Here is a 19,420-nt window from a genome sequence, read left to right as displayed (position 1 = left end):
CGGTTCGCACCAAACTCTGAAACGCCCCAGACTTCGTTGACGACGGTTGTAGCCAACATGGACTCAAGCTCTGGCGAAGGGGGGTGCGGACGAAAACTTGGACTACCAGGAGGTAGTTCATGTATTCCTACGACGACAGGATTCGAGCCGTTGAGCTCTATATCAAGCTTGGCAAACGGGTCGGGCCCACCCTCAGGCAGCTGGGCTATCCAGCCAAGAATGCTTTGAAGGGCTGGTATCGCGCATATCAGCAGCGGTGCGACGTGCCTGTGGGCTATGCACGCCGGAAAGCGAACCGCACACCTGGATGCTGGGTCGGTGCGCGGCAAAGCACCAGCGCGTCGGAAGGCGGTCCGACCAATCTTGGCGACGAATATTCGACGATTCAGGACTCAACAAAGCTCTGAGTTGGCACAAAGAGCTCCGTGGTCAGGACTGCCATGGGCTCACAGCACTTCCGCCAAACACCGCGTGCTGCCGCATGGTTGGCGTGAACAAGCTGTACAACATGCGCGTCGTTGGGGCGCTCACTGCATCCAGCGCAGCGCGCTGTTCTGCTGACAGTACCAAGTCCAGCCCCGCAATGTTGTCTGCCACCTGTTCAACCCGACTCACTCCCATCAAGGTTGAAGTAACTCCAGAACGACCGGTCACCCAGGCCAACGCGACTCTGGCAGGGCTCTCGCCGGCATCCTTGGCCACTTGCTTGAGCACATCCACAATTTTCCAATTGCGCTCGGTAAACAGAGAGTCACCAAACGGGTTGGCACCGTCTAAACGTTTGTCTTCTGCCGGACGCTTCTCGCCAGGTGCAGCTGCTTCGCCCGGTAGTCCACCTGCACGCGGGGCTGATGCCTCCACCGTGCTGCGGTCATATTTGCCAGACAGCAAGCCAAACGACAACGGGCTCCAAGGCATGATGCCGATGCCGAACTCTGCAGCCAGGGGCAGATGCTCGTCTTCAATATCGCGGTTGGTCAGTGAGTAAAAATATTGCATGGCAATCGGTCCCTGCATGCCGCGCGCAGCAGCCAGTGTCGCGACTTTGGCGACATACCAAGCCGGTGTGTTGGACATACCCCAGTAAAGAATCTTGCCCGCACGCACCAGTGCCGTCATCGTCTCCAACAGCTCTTCTGCGGGCGTGACCGAATCCCAAACGTGTGCCTAATACAAATCGATGTAGTCCGTTTGCAGCCGCTGCAATGACCCTTCAAGCGCCGAACGGATGTGTTTGGCACCGTTGCCACCTGCGTGAGGTCCCGTCCCAGAGGCAAAGCCGGATTTGGTGGCCAATACGATGCTGTCTCTCAGTTCCCGCTCGGCGATAAAGCGGCCCAACATCTCCTCGCTTCGACCTGATGAGTACACGTCCGCTGTATCGACCAGATTGCCGCCTGCATCCACATAGGCATTGAACACAGCGCGCGATTCATCTTCCCCCGAACCCCAACGTGAGGTACCGAACGTCATGGTTCCAAGAGCCAGGGGGCTAACGGCGAGCCCTGAGCGGCCCAGCGTGCGGTAATTTTCGAGTGACATTACTGTTATTTCCTAGTGATTGATAGGATAATGTTAATGTACTTCCTAAAATTTTCCTAGTGATCACTCAAAAAATTCAATCAGTAGTTCCAACTCGCAAGAAAGGACGTCCTCTGTCCTTCAACCGCGAGGCCGCCTTGCAACAGGCCATGCTGCTGTTTTGGCGCCATGGCTATGAGGCCACTTCACTCAACGATTTGACGTCGGCTCTAGGGGTTAAGCCGTCCAGCATTTACACGGTGTTCGGGGACAAGAAGCGCCTGTTTTTGGAAGCTGTAGGTCGTTATCTGTCTGGCTCGGTCACCTCAGAGTCCATCATTGCGCGGGCACACAATGGTCGGGACGCTGCACGCAACCTCATGCAAGCCTCAGCGCGAGGATTTACCGGTGCAGACACGCCTGCAGGATGCTTACTGGCCAGTTCGGCCATTAGTTGCTCCAACGCTGCTGACGATGTGAGGGAGGAGCTCGCAGCTATTCGACGCGGCATAGAGGCGAGACTGCTGGACAAAATTGTTTCTTCGGTCAACGCTGGTCTGATGCCTGCCAGCTCCAACGCAGAGGCTTTGGCAGGCCTCACTATGGCGGTCATTCAAGGCATGTCAACACTGGCACGAGATGGGGCAACGCGGGACAAACTGCTACTGATGGTGGATGCGGCTATGCAGGCATGGCCTGACACGCGGAACAGTGATTAGAGCCTAACGACCGCTTAGTCCGCGCCTGCTAAAACGATGGCCGCTGTCACTAGGTTGAAGCCGCTAGCCCAATGGCGTTATTGTTCGGTGCTACGGTGGACCAACGACTTCAAAATGTATTCTGAGTCACTTTTATCCTTGGTGCGCTGGCCAGACCTACATCCAGATTTAACGCCGCTCCATATTGGTATCAGCCGCAACATTTCGGCTCTATTACCAACTATTCGGAGCACTCCATGGTCTCGATTCAAACTACCCGCAAACTGGCTTCTTTAAGCCTAGCTCTTGTAATGTCGGCGATCTCGGTGAGCTAAATGGCCGCCGACGTGATGGTCGTCGGCGCGTCGATGCTGGCGTCCAAGGACATCATCGATAACGCCGTCAACTCCAAACGCCACACCACGCTGGTCGCCGCCGTGAAGACCGCAAGCCTTGTGGATACGCTGAAAAGCCCCGGCCCGTTCACCGTCTTCTCACCCACCAATGTCGCGTTTGCTGCGCTACCCGCTGGCACTGTGGACACGTTGCTGAAGCCTGAAAACAAGGGCACGCTGACCACCGTCCTCACTTACCACGTGGTAGTCGGCAAATGGGATGCCGCAGCCATCAGCAAGATGATGATGGACGGTAAGGTCACGGCCACCATAAAGACCATCAGCGGTGGTACTTTGACGGCCAAGGCCAGCGGCTCCAGCATCACGTTGACCGATGAAAAAGACGGTGTGGTGAATGTGAAGATTGCCGACGTCTACCAGTCGAACGGCGTGATCCACGTGATCGACAAGATACTTTTGCCCAAATAACTACGGGATGTTCGAGACCCGATAAGGGCGCCGCAAATAAAAGTACAGAACGGGATAAATATAAGTATTGCAGTGTGTGCCAACGCACAGATTGGCGCATAACTTGGCCCGAGTATGACCCTGGAACACGCCCGTAACGGAGCGCGTAGTGGTGGGGGTGCAGAACAGATCTCAAAACTCTGCAAAACATTCCTTTAGGTTGTCTGGTCTTCCCCCATCGCGCCAGCCGCGATATTCAAGGAGTCACTATGTCTACTGAATCCAAGTTAATCGATATGTTGCAAACCCGGGCCAAAAAATTAGACGATCGACGCCAGTTCTTTCGCAAGAGCAGTGCCATTGGAGCGGGTATGGTGGGGGGGATGATCCTCACCGCATGTGGAAGCGGAGGGGATGACGCGGTGGCACAGACCAGCGGGCCCACGGATGTGGAGATTTTGAATTTCGCGCTGAATCTAGAGTATTTGGAAGCCCAGTTTTACCAGTACGCCGTCTTTGGCGCAGGGCTTCCAGCCAATATGCTGACCGGCACGGGCACGCAGGGTAGTGTGGTGGGTGGGCACGCAGTAAATTTTTCCGACCCTGTCGTTGCACAGTACGCTAAAGAGATTGCGTTGGACGAAATCGCCCACGTAGCCTTTTTGCGTTCGGCTTTAGGTTCTGCTGCCGTGGCTCAGCCGCAGATTGATGTGGGTGGAACTGATCCAAACGGTGCATTTTCGACGGCCGCCCGTGCGGCTGGTCTGGTAGGCCCTGGCGTCGCCTTCGACCCCTATGCAAGCGACGAGAACTTCCTTTTGGGGGCCTTTATTTTTGAAGACGTCGGTGTCACCGCTTATAAGGGTGCCGCGCCGCTAATCACCAATAAAACCTACCTCGAGGCTGCCGCCGGCATCTTGTCCGCGGAGGCCTACCATGCGGGACTTGTGCGTACGGTGCTGTATTCCAAAGGCTTGGCAACACCGTCCCTACGCACTGCTGCAGATGCGATTTCCAACGCCCGCGACTCACTGGATGGTTCCACTGACGTGGACCAGGGCATTACCGGCAGTAACGGTGCCTCCAACATTGTGCCGCTAGATCCCAATGGGATTGCCTACAGCCGGTCGCCTGGTGATGTACTGAACATCGTTTACCTCAACAGTGGAGCAGTCTCACGGGGTGGCTTCTTCCCGGTAGGCATGAATGGCTCGCTAGTCATGAGCAGTGCATTTGCCTAAATTTCGGCACCCCACCCGTCGCCCGACAGGTGGGGCCTTGTGCTTTTGATCTAGGAGGACCCCATGGGATATTCACTGATTCAAGATATGTTCAAGGCACCCCAGCGCAAACGGAGGCCCGGATTGTGGGTGAGGCGTATCGCCGGGCTGGCGATTGCGGTCTCCGGAGGCACGCTACTAGCGGGCGATTTGATGCGCATGGTCGACGGTAGGACCGCCCCATCCGTGACCACTCCTTCCGCCTCGCCATGAACTTGGCAACCCTGGGCTTACAGCGCGTAGGTAGGGGTTGCCCCAGCCTGCCGCAGGTGCACCGATCGGTGTCGGTGCCGGGTATCGCCAGCAGTGCAGCCAAGCGCATGCTGGCCTTTGCTGGTCCCGGCTACATGGTAGCCGTTGGCTACATGGACCCCGGAAACTGGGCCACCTCGATCGCGGGTGGCTCGCAATTTGGCTATGCATTGCTGTCTGTGATCTTCATCTCCAACCTGATGGCGATGGCTTTGCAGGCTGCTGCAGTGCGTCTTGGTTTAGCCCGCGGACAAGACCTGGCCCAGGCCTGCCGACAGCACTTTCCGCCCAGCATCAACTGGATGCTGTGGGCTTTCTGCGAGGTCGCGATTATTGCCTGCAACCTCGCAGAGGTGCTCGGTATGGCAATCGGGCTCAACTTGCTTTTTGGCATGCCTCTGCTGCTTGGCGTGTGCGTAACCGTCGTAGACGTGATGCTCATATTGGCTCTGCAAAGACGGGGATTCCGGAGCCTGGAGGCGGTGGTAATCGCGCTGGTGACCCTGGTTGGCATCTGCTTTGCTGTGCAATTGGTGTGGCTGCATCCGCCGCTGGCTTCCGTGGTGCGCGGCTTCATTCCCAGTACGGGTATCGTGACAAATCCCGAAATGCTGTACCTGGCAGTAGGTATCGTGGGTGCGACGGTAATGCCGCACAACCTGTATCTGCATTCTGCGATTGTGCAAACCCGGGAGCACACACAAACACCTGAAGGCACTCGTACAGCCATCCGTTTTGCAACGGTGGATTCCACTGTGGCATTGGCGCTGGCGCTGTTTGTCAACGCCGCCATCATGATCGTGGCTGCAGGCGCCTTCAACCGCCCAGGGATGCCTCCCATTACCGAATTGTCAGATGCCTACGCCTTGTTGTCGCCGACCCTGGGCGTCGGTATTGCCAGTGCAGTGTTCGGTGTGGCTTTGCTGGCTTCCGGGTTGAGTGCCTCGGTGACAGGCACGCTGGCGGGGCAAATTGTGATGGAAGGCTTTTTGGACATTCGTCTGTCGCCAGCAGTGCGAGCTCTGCTGACCCGATGCATTGCCATAGTGCCCGCGATGGCTGCGGTTTCCTGGTATGGCAATGCTGGCGCGAGCGCTTTGCTGGTGTTTAGTCAAGTGGTGCTGAGCATGCAACTGCCGTTTGCCATCTTTCCGCTGCTGTGGTTAACCACCCGGCGAAAACATTTGGGAGACTTCGCCTTTGGGCGCACGATGTCGATACTTCTATGGTTTTCTGCTTTGGTAATCGTGTCGCTGAATGGATGGATGTTGCAGCGGATATTGACTACGTAGCATATTCCCCCTACGCATTGAGGGGGCGAGACGCGCATTTCTCTTTTAGAGTTCACTGCTGGCAGTGTCTCCATTACAGCCTTACCGCACGCTTGGCAACGCCATCGCCTGGTATCGATATAAATGGCCACACGTTTGCCGTGGCTGGGAATATCTCGGATGACTTGTTCGTTGCGGCCATGGTCAATTAAATGCTCAGAGCTGCATGCCATACAGATAGTGGGTACGTTCGAAATTTCAGCGCTGACGTAGTATTCGTGGTCGTTTTCTTCGACCCGCACTATTCTGTAGTCGGTGCGCTTGCCGTCTGCCGTCGAACGCGTGTGTATTGACACGCCAACATCAATCAGCAGCACCAGGAACTCTTTGCACAGTAGGTCCACGATATTCCCGTGCCTGAAGAGAAAATGGGTGCGGGTTGATATTCAATGAACGCTATGTGCGCCAACGCACCAAGTGCGTATGGACTGCGACCTACATTGGGCTGTATTACCTCTGACACGGGTATTTCGGATAGAAACCCCATCACAGGAATAAACCATGGCCTTGCACCACACCAAAGAGCTCGACGACCAGACCATAGAGGACGTCTACGCCACCGATTTCTCGCGCCGCTGTCTGCCCAAGTACCGGCTGCCCGATGGCCCGACGGCCCCGGCTGCGGCCTACAACATGGTGCGCGACGAGCTGATGCTGGACGGCAATTCGCGCCAGAACCTGGCCACCTTCTGCACTACCTGGGTCGAGCCCGAGGTGCAAAAATTGATGGCCGATGCGCTCGACAAGAACATGATCGACAAGGACGAATACCCGCAAACCGCCGAGATCGAGAACCGCTGCGTCCACATCATTGCCGACCTGTGGCACGCCCCCAAATCCTGGGACACCGTGGGCTGCTCCACCACCGGCTCTAGCGAGGCCGCCATGCTCGGCGGCCTGGCGCTGAAGTGGCGCTGGAAGCAAAAACGCGAAGCCGCTGGCCTGCCCACCGACAAGCCCAACTTCGTCTGCGGCCCGGTGCAGATCTGCTGGAAAAAGTTCGCCCGCTACTTCGACGTGGAGATCCGCGAAGTGCCGCTGCGCGGCGACGCGCTGGGCCTGCAGCCGCAGGATCTGCGCGAATACTGCGATGAAAACACCATCGGCGTGGTGGCCACCCTCGGCGTGACCTTCACCGGCATCTACGAGCCGGTGGCTGCTCTCGCCGAAACGCTGAATGCTATGGAACGCGACCTGGGCCTGGACATCCCCATCCACGTGGACGCCGCCAGCGGTGGCTTTGTAGCGCCGTTCATCCAACAAGACCTGTCGTGGGATTTCTGCATCGAGCGCGTCAAATCCATCAACGCCTCCGGCCATAAATACGGCCTGGCGCCGCTGGGCGTGGGCTGGGTGGTGTGGCGTTCCACGGCGGATCTGCCGCAGGACCTGGTCTTCTACGTGGATTACCTAGGCGGCAACATGCCCACGTTTGCGCTGAACTTCAGCCGCCCCGGCGGCGAGATCATTGCCCAGTACTACAACTTTCTGCGCCTGGGCCGCGAAGGCTATGCCCGCATCCAGCAAGCCTGTGCCGACACCGCGCAATGGCTGGCGCAGGAGATCGCCAAGCTCGGCCCGCTGGAGCTGGTGTACGACGGCAACGGCGGCCTGCCCGCAGTTTGCTACAAGCTCAAAGACGGCATGGCGCATGGCTTTACCTTATACGACCTGTCGGAACGGGTGCGTATGCGCGGCTGGCAGATCGCCTCCTACCCGCTGCCCAGCGACCGGCAAACAGTGGTAGTGCAGCGCGTGTTGGTACGCCATGGCGTGAGCCGCGATCTGGTGACCCTGCTGCTGGACGATCTGCGCCACGGCGTGGCGTTTTTGCAGAAAAACCCGGTGCCGAATTCCGTCGCCGGCCCCACCTTCAGCCACGGTGCTGAAGCGGTTGTGCCAGCAGCGGCCTAGAACTTCTCCCGCTCACCGCAAGGCATCCATGCTGGCCCTCTTCACGTTCTTTCAAAAGAACCCGTTCATTCTTTTGTTCGTGGTGGTGGGTCTGTCCATCTGGGTAGGCCGCTGGACCATCAAGGGCTACGGCCTGGGGCCGGTGGCATCGGCCATCGTCATCGGCTGCGCCATCGCCAGCTGGGCCGCCACCAACGGCGTGCATCTGGAGCTGGACAGCTTCACCAAAAGCCTTTTCTACTACCTGTTCATGTACGGCGTGGGCCTGCGCGTGGGGCCGTCATTCATCAACAGCTTCAAGGACGACGGGCTGAAGTTCACCTTCCTGGCCGTGGTCTCCAGCCTGCTGGGCCTGGGGCTGGTGGTGCTGGGAGCGCGCTGGCTACAGCTGCCCGTGGGCGCGGCCGGCGGCATCCTGGCCGGCTCGCAAACCATGTCGGCAGCTATCGGCTCGGCCGAGCAGGCCATCACTTCCGGCGTGGTGCCGCTGCCGCCCGGCACCACGGCTGCGGCAGCCACAGCGATGATTGCTTTGTCGTACGGCATGACCTATATCTGGGGCACGGTGGGCATCATCCTGATCTGCAAATACCTGCCGCGCTGGTGGGGTGTGGATGCAAAACAGGCGGCGCGGGAATATGAAACAGCCCATGGCGTGCCGAACCTGGACGACGCCGGCCTGAGCGGCTACCGGCCGTTTGATCTGCGCGCCTACCGCGTGGTCAACCCCTCGCTGGTGGGCCAAAGCATCGCCCAATTGCTGCAACGCTTTCCCCAGTACCAGGTGGAAAACCTGGAGCGTGGCAAACAGCTGCTGGGCGCCGACCCGGCCCTGGTGCTGCAGCACGGCGACGTGGTGGCGCTGGGCGGCAGCCTGGTGGCGCTGACCGACCACATGGGCCTGATTGGCCCCGAGGTACCCGACGCCCGCGCACTGAACATCCCGCTGGACCAAGCTGAGATCGTGCTGACCCACCGCGATGCCATAGGCCGCACACTGAAGAGCTTTCGCGACTCGGCCATCGCCGGGCAGGTGCAGCTCACCGCGATCGAGCGCGGTGGCGCGCCGCTGCTGGTCGGGCTGGAGACCAAGTTGCAGCGCCTGGACGTGCTGCACCTGGTGGGCCTGCGCAGCGCCATCGAAAAAGCCACCGCCCTGTTGGGCCCAGTGGCGCGGCCCAGCACCGCCACCGATCTGCTCACCCTGTCGCTGGGCATGGTGCTGGGCTTTTTGATCGGACTGGTGCAGGTACCCGCCTTCGGCGCTTCGGTGGGCCTGGGCAACGCCGGCGGCCTGCTGGTGTCAGGTATTCTGGTGTCGTCGCTGGTGTCGCGCCTGCGCTTCTTTGGCAACACGCCGAACGCCGCCCGCAACATTCTGGAGGACATGGGCCTGGTGTTCTTTGTGGCCATCGTCGGTGTGAACGCCGGCGCTAACCTGTTGTCGCAGCTCAGCGCCGCCATCGCGCTGAAAATCGTGCTGCTGGGCTTTGTGGCCTGCACCGTGCCGCCCTTCATCGTCTGGGCGATCGGTTTGCACATTTTCAAGATCAACCCTGCGGTACTGATGGGCGGCGTGGCCGGTGCGCGCAGCCATTCCGGCCCGGCCCGCGAGGCCGCCAAAGAAGTCAACAGCTCGGTGCCATGGATCGGCTTCCCGGTGGCGTATGCGGTGTCGGGCATTCTGCTCACCGTGTTCGGTTATTTTGCGATGGTGCTGGCGAAATAGCCGCACCAATCAATACTGCTAGAAGCGATCGGTGCAAGACCTATTAAAAACGACCAACGACTTTACTTTTAGTCTAGAGGTAGCGGCAACCGACTGGCTGGAGCCTACAAGTCCAGCATCTTGCGCCAGTTCGCCGACAAACTTAAATGTCTTTACTGGATCGAGCATGTAGGCTCCTGCAATTTGCTACTAACTTCCTCACGTACGAGAGCGCTCGGCGGCGTGTACTGCCATCAAATTTCGACAAACACGGTTACGTCCACCGGCTTTGGCTTTATACAGCGCGCTGTCGGCCGCCTCAATCAGCTCCAGCGGTTTGTCTTGCTCCCGAGCTGGAACAAAGGCATCCACACCCGCACTTATTGTGACCACCCCCGCCGCACTACCCGTGTGTGGAATGGCCAGATTATTGATTGCCGCACGGATTTTCTCGGCAACAACCATCGCGCCCGCCACATCGGTATTGGGAAGCAGCACCCCTAGCTCCTCCCCTCCATAGCGAGCAGCCAAATCTCCCGCGCGGCTCTGACCAGCTCCTACAATCCGACTGATCTGTCGCAGACATTCATCCCCTGCCGCATGGCCGTAAATGTCGTTGTATTGCTTGAAGTTATCCACGTCAATCATGATCAACGCCAATGAACTGGCATGGCGTACTGCGCGGCTGAATTCCTCATTCAGCGCAATGTCAAAGTGGCGACGGTTAGCGAGTTCGGTCAAGCCATCTTGTAGAGCCAAGCGCTCCAACGTCTGGTTGAGTTTTTGCATTGCATCGCGTGCCTCAACGATGTCCGCTTCAGCTTTCGCGCGCCGTTTGATTTGACCGATAAGGTGAAATCCGACCGAACTCAGCACAACTAGCAGCACTAGCACGCCGCCAGAGTGCAAAAGAGTATCTGCTCTCCAATCGGCCAGAATTTCTTCCGTGGATACAGCAGCATCTACAAAAATCGGATATTTCTGTAAGCGAGCGGCGATCCCATGTTGACCGTTACCGATTGTCTGGTTATTGATCAGGCGCTCGCAGCTTGCCACCGATGCGGCAGCAATTCCACCACCCGGCTGGCCCTATGCGTGGGCAGCCGGGTTAGCACATCCTTGAGGTAGACATAGGGGTCATGCCCATTCATGCGCGCCGACTGCACCAGACTCATCACCGCCGCCGCCCGTTGGCCCGCGCGCAAGCTCCCGGCGAACAGCCAGTTGTTTCTGCCAATGGCTATCGGCCGGATCTGGTTCTCGATCCAGTTGTTGTCCACCGGCAATTGCCCGTCATCCACGAAGCGCGTCAGCGCAGTCCAGCGCCTGAGGCAGTAATCCAGTGCCCTGGCCGTGGCGGAGCTGTCCGGAACCTTCTGCCGCTGCAGTGTCATCCACTGGTGCAGCGCATCGAGCACCGGTTGGGTGTGCTGCTGCCGAATGGCCTGGCGCTGATCCGTGTTCAGCTCCTTGGCCTCGCGCTCGATGTCGTAGACCTTGCCCAACTGCTCCAGCGCGAAGCCGGCAATCTGGCTCTTATTGGCCACGTGCAGGTCGAAGAACTTGCGCCGTGCGTGCGCCAGGCAGCCCACTTCCGTGATGCCATTGGCAAACCCGGCCTTGTAACCGCTGAAGTCGTCGCAGACCAAGCTACCCTTCCAGTCTCCGAGGAAGCATCTGGCATGTTCACCGGCCCTGGATTCGCAGAAGTCGTACACCACAGCCTTCATGTCTTCGAAGGCACCTGGTGCGTAGGCCCACAGGTAAGCCCGGTGTGTTGTGCCCTTGCCGGGCTTGAGCATCTGCACCGGCGTCTCGTCGGCGTGCAGCACGCGGCGGTTGAGTATTTCGGCCTTCAGGGCATCGACCAGCGGCTGCAGCCGCACTCCGCAGGTGCCCACCCACTGCGCCAGGGTCGAGCGGGGAATGGCCAGACCGGCGCGTGCAAAGATGGTTTCCTGGCGGTACAGCGGCAGGTGGTCGGCATATTTGGCCACCAGCACCTGGGCCAGCAGACCTGCGGTGGGGATGCCTTTGTCGATCACATGCGCTTCGACCGGTGCCTGGGTGATGGTTTCGCACTTCGCGCAGGCCCACTTGCCACGGATATGGCGCTCCACCGTGAACACGCCTGGCACATAGTCCAGCTTCTCGGCCACGTCTTCGCCGATGCGTTTCATCTGGCAGCCACAGGCGCAAGTGGTGGACTCGGGCTCGTGGCGGATCTCGCGCCGGGGCAGGTGGGCCGGTAGCGGTTGGCGTTTGGGTTGTTGTTTGGCGTCAGGCGCAGCCGCCGGTGGCTGGAGCTGTTCGATCTCAACGGCAACTGCTGCCAGGTCTGCTTCGATCTCATCTTCGAGCAGGCTGCGTTGCTCGGCGTTGAAGCGCTCAGACTGGGCTGCGAACTTCATGCGCTTGAGCAGCGCGTTCTCGTGGGTGAGTTTGGCGTTGAGCGCCCGGCTATGGCGCAGTTCGGTTTGGTGACAGGCGATTTGCGCATCCTTGTCGGTCACGTGGCCCATGAGGCTGGTGACCATCTCACGCAGTTGCTCTGCGCTGAGATTGTTCAGGGATTGTTGCTGTACCGCCATGGCAGCAAGTGTGCCAAGGAAGGCCCTGCGCTGTCATGCGCAGATCCACGGATTGCGCACTTGGCGGGAGGCCTCACAGCCTTCAGACCATGGTGATGATGCCGGCGTTTCCCATGCGTTGCCACGGCAGGCCCAGCACCAGGGCATCGAGCTGGGCAGACTCCAGCTGCCATTGCTCATTGCCCGGCGCTGGCCAGATGAACTTCCCCTGGTGCAGGCGCCGAGCGGCCAACCAGATGCCGATGCCGTCGTGCACCAGCACCTTGATGCGGTTGGCCCGTTTGTTGGCGAACAGGTAGGCGTGGTGGGGGTGGGCAGCGCCGAAGACGGTGATCACCCGGGCCAGCGCCGTGTCGGTGCCAGCGCGCATGTCCAGCGGGGCGGTAGCCAGCCAAACTGCGTCGATGCGGATCATCGCAGCAGCTCACGCAGGAGTGCTGCGCATTGCAACAACGGGCATTGCAAGCGCACCAGCAGTTCGCCACGCTGAATCTGTAGATGAACCTCAGGCAAGAGCGGCTCGTCGGCAGGTGCAGGACACCCGGCGGAGATCGACTCCAGTGCGGGAACACACGGGGCCGTGTGCATCGGCAAAGAAACGAATGCAGGCGGTGCCGATGTTTGCCTTTCTCGATGCTCCCGGATCCAGCGGTGCACCATGTTCGAGTGCAGGCCCTGCGCCAGGGCCACCCCACCTACGCTGGCCCCAGGCTGGGCACAGCGGGCCAGTATCTCTACCTTGAATTGCTGGCTGTACTCACGCCGCCGTGGGCGGTCTTGATTCAAAGTTTGTTCCATCGTCTCCACGATCCTCCATCGTGGGGACGATGCCCGCTTCACCCTGTGCATTCAAGATGGGTTCGCCGCGCGCTTACATATTTCTGAAGATGCAGGAAGCTGTTTTGTCGCTCGACCCCATCTTGTGTGGATTTGACGGTAAATGTGCCAGATGACTTCTTGGATGCGTTATCCCGATAGAGCGGAGTTTCCAGCATGCTCTTGCCGATGGAGTCATCAAGAAGTGGGCGGCGGGTCAGCAGGACGCCGCGGTCGGAGACCAAGACGATGGACCCCGCTTTCCCGATATCGAAACCGTTGTAAAACCGATTGAAATATTTGATGTCTATCGTTGCCAGCGCAACACCTGCAAAACTACCATCGGTATAGTTGATTCTGCGTGACATCGGTAGGATCCACTCACCAGTGGAGCGGCTACGCACCGGCGAGGAAATATAAGGACCTGGATCGCTGTGGGTACGGTGGTAAATAAAATATTCACGGTCTGAATTATTCGCATTTAACGGAGTAAATGGCTGTGAATTAACAATCCAGCGCCCGTTTTGATCGTAAATAAATAAACCATTGAGCTGAGATAGCTCAGAAGTCCTCAACCTCAGCAATGAATGTAGTCGTACCAGAGAGGCTGAGTCGATACCATCATTCTCCACACGTTCGACGAGTCCCACGAGGACCGTATCGGCCGCTTTGATGGTGTCGTCCGCATGCTGCGCCAAGGCCCTCGCCATATTTGCGGTAGAGACTTGCATTTCTTCTAGTTGGTGCTTTTTGGCCGACCAGCTACGCCAGCCATCCATAAAAACCAACGACAGGCAAACGAAAACCACAAAACTAGTGGCCAACAGCGTGGTCGATATTCTCTTGACTTGGGATTCGATTTTTTTAATTATTTTTCTATAGATTTTCATTTGAACAGTCGAAGTGAATTTCGATCACCTTAACTTAAACGGTTGGTTTTCAGCGCGCGCTGCACTGGCTAGTCCAGAATTATTTGTGCTGGCAGCCGCTTCAGCAAGCACAGAGTGCTGAAAATGACGAACTGAATTGTTCAAAACTTTTTGGTGGTTATTTAGGTAGAGTCAAGCTACTCAGACACGGTGTTATCGGGCTGCGCTGCTAGCCTTTCGCAGGCGGTACTACCCATAGTTTGTGAACCGCGCGGTGCCTCTATGGCGCTTTATCGACAAGATCAGCCTCTATTCCCAAAGAAGCAAGCCCGAGCGGGATGAGCAATACAAAACTCGTGCCCGCAGCAGCAGAGCAGCCTAACGCCACACCCGCGACGATCACTGTTGCGCTCACAACCACGGTGCTGAACATGAGAATTTTGGTATCTAATCTCAAAAGTCCTAGGGATGTATAAAAGCACACTAGGATAAGCCCTGCACCCAACGGCCACCAGAGCGACCACAGCAGGCCAATCAGCAGCGACATCAGCACGGCCATGGCTATTGCCATTGCAGGTGGCGTTTCAATCCGCCGTGCCATCAAGGCAATGCGTGAAGGCAGTTTGGGCGGAGTTGAAAGGCGCATAGGGGACTCCCAGGACTGGATTCTGCATCATGTGCTAGCCCGCTCCACCGCCGCGTCGCCGATGCACGCGTCTTTGCGTAGGATGTAGTGCTGCCCTATATACGTGCCATCACCCGCCAAGCTGGTTCAATTGTCTATCGTGAATTCTGAAGATGAACCTTCTGAAAGAAGCACGAAGCAATGCTGCAAAATAAAATCTGAAATAGCGATACTTGGCTGGAAAATATCTGTTTCCAAAATATGGAAAATTCAATCTAATCCTGCATACCACGTCGTCTTTTCTTTGGAAAAACTGCTGGGCAAAAAGTTCCAAACACATAGTCCCAAAATGAACTAGTTACGCCGTAGCAGCCGAGATGGAGAGCATGGTGGTGCAGTGCATGGCAATGCCTGCGATGTTTAAAATAATAATCTATTTGCCAATGGTGGATGGTGTGATGCGTAATCGAATAGGCTAAATAACCTAAAAGAACACCGAGTGTTAGAGCACAGGCACTCCACAGATTTCCTAGTAAAAAGGTGGGGAGAAATACTAGAAAAATAATCAACGTCGCACTAAAAATCGTAGGCGTGCATATCAGCGCTTTGGGCCGCAAATGGTGTTTTGCATGCCATTTTTTAAAAGGTTGTGTGCCATGTAATACAAAGCGATGGAGTGCGTATTCAATAATTGTCCAGCCTCCTAGCCCTGACAGGATGAACGTTGCCATAATGAGCCACTGCGTGCGCGGTCCATCCATTAATATAAAAACTGTTAAAAATATGATTACCATGCTATATAAAGCGAAATCTACACGGTATGCCAATTTGCTATGTTCCAGCGAGAAAATGGCCATATATTTCCTTCGTTCATTGAAATTTAATCCAAAATTAGTTGTTTTTAAAACTTTCTTATCTCGTTTTTAACGGTAATCAAACTGCCTATTAGACATATAGGTCTTGACGTGTGAGCGGCAAAGACGTTTCAGCACCTCGCCGTGAAGCCAGGATCTGGTAGATGCCGGTGCCACCCGCTTCGAATTCCAACGCGCAGGCCGCCATGTACAGCCGCCAGACACGAAAAGTGGGTTCGTCCACTTGGCGTAGAGCGGCATCCCGGTTGTCTTCCAAGCGCTGCACCCAGTGCCGAAGCGTCAAGGCGTAGTGGCGACGTAGAGCTTCCACGTCTTCGATTTCGAAACCTGCACGCTCCATGCCCAGCTGGATGTTGCTAACGCAGTCAAATTCCCCGTCGGGGAACACGTAGCGGTTGATGAACTCCGTGGCCACAGTCTGGTTCCAGCCTTCTTCATCGTGGGTGATGCCGTGGTTGAGGAACAACCCACCTGGGCGCAGAACTCTCTGCACAGTGGCTAGATAGGTGGGCAGATTGGCCAGCCCCACATGCTCAAACATGCCGACACTGGCCACCTTGTCGTACACGGCTTGGCCTTCGAGGTCGCGGTAGTCGCGAAGCTCCACCGTAACCAGGTCTTGCAGGCCCTCCGCAGCAATTCGCGCGTGAGCGTAGTCAAACTGCTGCTGGCTCAGCGTGATGCCGTGCGCGCGTACGCCATATTGTTGCGCCGCCCAACACACTAGGGCACCCCAACCGCAACCAATGTCCAGCATGTGCTCATTGGGTTGCAGGCGCAGCTTGCGGCAGATGTGTTCGAGTTTGTTTCTTTGGGCCTGGTCTAGGGAGTCTTTCGGCGTTTCAAAATAAGCACAGGAATACACCCGTTGTGCGTCCAGCCAAAGCCCATAAAAGTCGTTAGACACGTCATAGTGGAAAGCGATGGCCGCCTGGTCGGATTTCCTGGAGTGCTGATGCGAAAACCTATCTGCTATGCGCGACGATATGGTGCTGGATGGCCTGGCGGCGTTGCCTGCATGCGCAGGCAAACGCCGGGCATCCAGCAGCAACGAGAGTTTGTCCAGCCAAGGCAGTGTGAGCGCTTCGAAATGGCCCTTCAATGCCAGGGCACTGTAGAGATCACCCTCCACATCAACCTCACCCCGGAAGTACGCGTCGGCCAACAATACTGGACTGCGCGCGGTAATCAACCTGCGCAATAGAGTGGGGTCGCGTAATACCAGTGTGAAAGCGGATGCCTCGGCACCTAGTTTATGTAGCCGATCGTTCCAGAGCCGTAAGCTGGCGTTGCCTTCGAAGCCATGTAGCAAGCGTTCAAAAATATGGATGGCGAGATCGCAATGTGCGGCTGATTCGACCTGCGCCGGGGTGGGTGTTGCAGTCTGGAGAAGAGGTGCTGTCATGTGGATCTCGGTGCCATGACGCCGGCAGCGGCCAGCAACCCGATTTCGGCGCCTATCCGGTCTGCCTGGCGTTGTTTGTGCATATATGGCTTTGGCGCCCTACGTTATTTGGAAGACGTTTTGCCAGGGATGAGTGACTGTTTCTGGACCCATGCCACAAAGTGATCCATCCAGCTTTGCAAGAATTCTTTGCTTCCTGCACCGATGTTGCCGTCTGCGTCAAACAAGCCTTCCTTGGCATGGATGAAAACTTCAGGCTGCCCCATAACGGGCACGTCCAAGTAGGCCAATATGTTGCGCAAGTGCTGCTGTGCCATCGCCGTACCGATGACACCAATCGATACGCCCAGTATCCCCGCAGGCCTACCGACCCATGCACTCTGCCCGTAAGGACGTGATGCCTGGTCAATCGCATTTTTGAGAACTCCAGGGATCGAACGGTTGTATTCAGGAGTGACAAACAATAGGCCCTGCGACTCTGCAATGTCCTGTTTCAAACGGAAGACAGTGTCTGCCTGGTGTGCGTCGTTATCTTGGTCGTATAGGGGCAAGTCACCAATGTGCACTTGCTTGAACGAAAAGTTGGAAGGCGCCAGCCGGGCTATAGCGCTGGCCAATTGACGATTCAATGAGTCTTTGCGCAAACTGCCGATGACAACTGCTATCTGGTAATGCTGCATGGATATCTCCTAGGAGTGTGATCTCCAAGGTACAACCGGCATAGGTAGCGGTCTGTGCGATAGACCACGTAGTGGCCGTCCAATTCGGTTGCTTTGAATTCTTTACCGAAAGTATGGAAAACCAAGTACGGTTGTCTCCATAGTTACCAAGCATTCGCAGCGTGGTCCCGCCTCCTATTACTCGATGCTGCAGCAATTCCAAGAGCTGTCGCACATTACCGTCGAAGTCCAATCGCAGCAGCAGGCTGTCTGAACCGCCAGACATGCGCGGCGCGGCGCGCTATTGTCGGGCCCCACTTACGCGTTACCAGGTGGCAGATCGTGCGGGGTGTTGACGCCAACTGCACAATGACCAATAACCGCCAGTAATTTCATGACCATCCGAAGCCCTCGCAGAATGAAGCAGGACGCGACTTTCCCAATAGATGCAGCCTATCAGTTCGGGGTTAGCACAAGCGCGCTGAACTGGTCAATTCAAGGTCAGCAGTAACACCCGAAACTGATGCTTGCATTATCTCAGCGTAGGTTAACGCAGCTGGGTGCCAGTCTTGCGTATTGGGCAAAAGCATGGCAACAGCACCGATGAAGATCAGTCCGCTGCCAAGCCTTGCGGAATGCCGGGTAGGCGGGTGATTGTTCACTTGCCGATTTGTTAGCGTTTGTTCGCTATGTGTGTCGGCGCACTAATGGGCGGGTTCCCAGCTATTAGCCTACTTTGAAGTCATAACTGCCTGCCCAATTTCTGCATTTTTGATGCAAATCTGCGCATTAGCCGTTGTGGATATTCTTCTCTGGCTTGCTCACCTGGCTCAATCTCATGAAACCTGAAGATACGCTTTATGACGTTCTTGAAATCAGTCCCCGTGCAAGTGTCGAAGTCTTGAAAGCGGCGTATCGTTGTCTGGCCCAGTTTCATCATCCCGATAAGAATATTTCGAATGACGATGTCATCTCCAATGACAAACTCACGCTGATCAATAACGCCTATTCGATCTTGTCTGATCCTGTGACACGCCAAGCCTATGACCGAAAGATGGGACTTCACAGTCTGACTGCAGACCGAAGAGGGAGTTGTAAAGATCTAGGGGGCAACTTCAATGCCTCCGGCTCAACGACCAGCGTGTCAAGGCCCTTTGGGTTTCGCCCTATTTAATCTCGTCAACGTCTGGTGGAAGTAGGCCGTGTGGTTCACTCGTGTCGAGGGCATGCTGACAGTGATAGCTACCTGTGCAGGTAGCTATGTTTAGCGTAGCAATGCGTCTTCCAACTGGCTTTTTTGGCACTCCAGGCTTAAGACCTACCGACTCCTTTCCGGACTCTGCATTCAGTGGCGTTTCAACGCTGCGTGTACCACTTCGGTGAGTTTCTCGAAACCGAACGACACATCGACCGCTACGCCGTTGAGAAAGAAGGCTGGCGTGGCCCGGATTGTGCTGCGTTCGCCCGCACGGCGGTGCTCTTGTACGCGCTGGGTGTAAATGCTGTCGGCCATTTCGCCCTGGAAGCGGTTCATGTCCAGACCGAGGGATTCTGCATAGCCAGTAAGGGCTGCCATTTCCAGGTGCTGCGTCTGGGCAAACAGCATATGGTGCATGGGCCAGAACTGCCCTTGCGCCGCCGCCGCTTCGGCCGCCTCGGCGGCCAGCTCGGCATGCGGATGCACCTCCACTAGTGGAAAGTGGCGGAACACAAAGCGCAGGTGCTTGCCCTCGGTTTCAACCAAGTGGCGCATCAACGGTTCGGCCTGGATGCAGGCTGGGCACTCATAGTCGCCGTATTCGACAAGCGTCAGCTTCGCCTCCGCATTGCCTTGAATATGGTCGGCAACGGCCAGGCCGGCATCGGTGGTTTCTATCGGGCTCAGATGGTCGATCACGGAGCATCTCCTTCGGCAATTGGCAACAGCGTCGCCTGCGGATTGATCTCGGGCCCGTTGTCCAGTGCCTCGGTTTCGGTGCTGATCTGGCCCAGGCCTTTCTTGCCCGGGCCTTCCCAATGCACATCGGCGCTTTTCTCGATCACGGTGTGTCCTTTTAAGTGGCTGTGGGTGTA

17 protein-coding genes and 4 pseudogenes are annotated in these 19,420 nt (G+C 57.0%); 8 read left to right on the top strand and 13 right to left on the bottom strand.

Translation table 11 applies throughout. The features are described 5' to 3' along the window. Positions 1-119 precede the first annotated feature (119 nt). Positions 120-284, top strand: a pseudogene (locus AC097L_RS13100) (IS3 family transposase); the annotation flags it as partial. A 145-nt stretch (positions 285-429) separates the two neighbouring features. Here the strand turns inward: AC097L_RS13100 and AC097L_RS13095 are convergent. Next, positions 430-1,542: pseudogene (locus AC097L_RS13095) on the bottom strand (aldo/keto reductase). Positions 1,543-1,601: 59 nt separating this feature from the next. On the opposite strand from AC097L_RS13095, the gene AC097L_RS13090 reads away from it, so the two are divergent. The 4 genes and pseudogenes from AC097L_RS13090 to AC097L_RS13075 all read left to right on the top strand — a co-directional run bounded on the left by AC097L_RS13090 (position 1,602) and on the right by AC097L_RS13075 (position 5,846). After that, positions 1,602-2,240, top strand: coding sequence for a TetR/AcrR family transcriptional regulator (locus AC097L_RS13090; protein ID WP_479586868.1), 639 nt, complete (start codon positions 1,602-1,604; stop codon positions 2,238-2,240). Between the two features lie 236 nt (positions 2,241-2,476). Further along, positions 2,477-3,043 (top strand): annotated as a pseudogene (locus AC097L_RS13085) (fasciclin domain-containing protein). Positions 3,044-3,291: 248 nt separating this feature from the next. Beyond that, entirely contained in the window at positions 3,292-4,263 is a 972-nt protein-coding gene (locus tag AC097L_RS13080) for a ferritin-like domain-containing protein (protein WP_479586867.1), read from the top strand. Between the two features lie 248 nt (positions 4,264-4,511). Then, a complete protein-coding gene (locus AC097L_RS13075; RefSeq protein WP_479586866.1) occupies positions 4,512-5,846 on the top strand; it encodes an Nramp family divalent metal transporter in 1,335 nt (444 codons plus the stop codon). 98 nt (positions 5,847-5,944) lie between these two features. Here AC097L_RS13075 and AC097L_RS13070 read toward each other — a convergent pair. After that, positions 5,945-6,058 (bottom strand): annotated as a pseudogene (locus AC097L_RS13070) (transposase family protein); the annotation flags it as partial. A 328-nt stretch (positions 6,059-6,386) separates the two neighbouring features. Between AC097L_RS13070 and gad the strand changes: the two are divergent. After that, complete coding sequence (gad, locus tag AC097L_RS13065; protein WP_479586865.1) at positions 6,387-7,799, top strand: glutamate decarboxylase; 1,413 nt, start codon at positions 6,387-6,389, stop codon at positions 7,797-7,799. A 28-nt stretch (positions 7,800-7,827) separates the two neighbouring features. Beyond that, a complete protein-coding gene (locus tag AC097L_RS13060; RefSeq protein WP_479586864.1) occupies positions 7,828-9,528 on the top strand; it encodes an aspartate:alanine exchanger family transporter in 1,701 nt (566 codons plus the stop codon). A gap of 198 nt (positions 9,529-9,726) precedes the next feature. Here the strand turns inward: AC097L_RS13060 and AC097L_RS13055 are convergent, their stop codons facing one another. From AC097L_RS13055 to AC097L_RS13015, 9 genes are all read right to left on the bottom strand, one after another. Continuing rightward, entirely contained in the window at positions 9,727-10,563 is an 837-nt protein-coding gene (locus tag AC097L_RS13055; RefSeq protein WP_479586863.1) for a GGDEF domain-containing protein, read from the bottom strand. Beyond that, a complete protein-coding gene (gene tnpC / locus AC097L_RS13050) occupies positions 10,542-12,098 on the bottom strand; it encodes an IS66 family transposase (protein ID WP_479586862.1) in 1,557 nt (518 codons plus the stop codon). Before tnpC ends, AC097L_RS13055 begins: the two co-directional genes overlap by 22 nt. A gap of 82 nt (positions 12,099-12,180) precedes the next feature. Further along, a complete protein-coding gene (tnpB, locus tag AC097L_RS13045; protein WP_479586861.1) occupies positions 12,181-12,513 on the bottom strand; it encodes an IS66 family insertion sequence element accessory protein TnpB in 333 nt (110 codons plus the stop codon). Further along, positions 12,510-12,896, bottom strand: coding sequence for a transposase (locus AC097L_RS13040; RefSeq protein ID WP_479586860.1), 387 nt, complete (start codon positions 12,894-12,896; stop codon positions 12,510-12,512). Before AC097L_RS13040 ends, tnpB begins: the two co-directional genes overlap by 4 nt. A 38-nt stretch (positions 12,897-12,934) precedes the next feature. Further along, positions 12,935-13,804, bottom strand: a complete 870-nt coding sequence (locus AC097L_RS13035; RefSeq protein ID WP_479586859.1) for a cache domain-containing protein — start codon at positions 13,802-13,804, stop codon at positions 12,935-12,937. Positions 13,805-14,063: 259 nt separating this feature from the next. After that, the gene (locus AC097L_RS13030) at positions 14,064-14,429 is read right to left on the bottom strand and encodes a hypothetical protein (protein ID WP_479586858.1); all 366 of its coding nucleotides are present in this window, start codon (positions 14,427-14,429) and stop codon (positions 14,064-14,066) included. A gap of 254 nt (positions 14,430-14,683) precedes the next feature. After that, on the bottom strand, positions 14,684-15,265 hold the full coding sequence (locus AC097L_RS13025) for a sterol desaturase family protein (protein WP_479586857.1): 582 nt from the start codon (positions 15,263-15,265) through the stop codon (positions 14,684-14,686). 88 nt (positions 15,266-15,353) lie between these two features. Then, entirely contained in the window at positions 15,354-16,688 is a 1,335-nt protein-coding gene (locus tag AC097L_RS13020; protein ID WP_479586856.1) for a class I SAM-dependent methyltransferase, read from the bottom strand. Positions 16,689-16,792: 104 nt separating this feature from the next. Continuing rightward, complete coding sequence (locus AC097L_RS13015) at positions 16,793-17,368, bottom strand: NADPH-dependent FMN reductase (protein WP_479586855.1); 576 nt, start codon at positions 17,366-17,368, stop codon at positions 16,793-16,795. An 817-nt stretch (positions 17,369-18,185) separates the two neighbouring features. On the opposite strand from AC097L_RS13015, the gene AC097L_RS13010 reads away from it, so the two are divergent. After that, positions 18,186-18,521, top strand: a complete 336-nt coding sequence (locus tag AC097L_RS13010) for a J domain-containing protein (protein WP_479586854.1) — start codon at positions 18,186-18,188, stop codon at positions 18,519-18,521. Positions 18,522-18,692: 171 nt separating this feature from the next. Here the strand turns inward: AC097L_RS13010 and AC097L_RS13005 are convergent, their stop codons facing one another. Beyond that, entirely contained in the window at positions 18,693-19,244 is a 552-nt protein-coding gene (locus AC097L_RS13005; protein ID WP_479586853.1) for a DsbA family protein, read from the bottom strand. Further along, positions 19,241-19,390: a hypothetical protein gene (locus tag AC097L_RS13000; protein ID WP_479586852.1), complete on the bottom strand. Its 150-nt coding sequence runs from the start codon at positions 19,388-19,390 to the stop codon at positions 19,241-19,243. Before AC097L_RS13000 ends, AC097L_RS13005 begins: the two co-directional genes overlap by 4 nt. Positions 19,391-19,420 lie beyond the last annotated feature (30 nt).

Source organism: Rhodoferax sp. RT5P35 (assembly GCF_056521385.1).
Note: the sequence above shows the minus strand (reverse complement) of the source record. Positions and strands in the feature narration are given on the sequence as shown.

Bases quoted from the DNA above. Each gene is read 5' to 3' on its own strand.
- AC097L_RS13040 (WP_479586860.1), bottom strand. From the start codon at position 12,896: ATGGAACAAACTTTGAATCAAGACCGCCCACGGCGGCGTGAGTACAGC.
- AC097L_RS13010 (WP_479586854.1), top strand. From the start codon at position 18,186: ATGAAACCTGAAGATACGCTTTATGACGTTCTTGAAATCAGTCCCCGT.
- AC097L_RS13060 (WP_479586864.1), top strand. From the start codon at position 7,828: ATGCTGGCCCTCTTCACGTTCTTTCAAAAGAACCCGTTCATTCTTTTG.
- AC097L_RS13035 (WP_479586859.1), bottom strand. From the start codon at position 13,804: ATGAAAATCTATAGAAAAATAATTAAAAAAATCGAATCCCAAGTCAAG.
- gad (WP_479586865.1), top strand. From the start codon at position 6,387: ATGGCCTTGCACCACACCAAAGAGCTCGACGACCAGACCATAGAGGAC.
- AC097L_RS13025 (WP_479586857.1), bottom strand. From the start codon at position 15,265: ATGGCCATTTTCTCGCTGGAACATAGCAAATTGGCATACCGTGTAGAT.
- AC097L_RS13015 (WP_479586855.1), bottom strand. From the start codon at position 17,368: ATGCAGCATTACCAGATAGCAGTTGTCATCGGCAGTTTGCGCAAAGAC.
- AC097L_RS13080 (WP_479586867.1), top strand. From the start codon at position 3,292: ATGTCTACTGAATCCAAGTTAATCGATATGTTGCAAACCCGGGCCAAA.
- AC097L_RS13020 (WP_479586856.1), bottom strand. From the start codon at position 16,688: ATGACAGCACCTCTTCTCCAGACTGCAACACCCACCCCGGCGCAGGTC.
- AC097L_RS13075 (WP_479586866.1), top strand. From the start codon at position 4,512: ATGAACTTGGCAACCCTGGGCTTACAGCGCGTAGGTAGGGGTTGCCCC.
- AC097L_RS13030 (WP_479586858.1), bottom strand. From the start codon at position 14,429: ATGCGCCTTTCAACTCCGCCCAAACTGCCTTCACGCATTGCCTTGATG.
- tnpB (WP_479586861.1), bottom strand. From the start codon at position 12,513: ATGATCCGCATCGACGCAGTTTGGCTGGCTACCGCCCCGCTGGACATG.
- tnpC (WP_479586862.1), bottom strand. From the start codon at position 12,098: ATGGCGGTACAGCAACAATCCCTGAACAATCTCAGCGCAGAGCAACTG.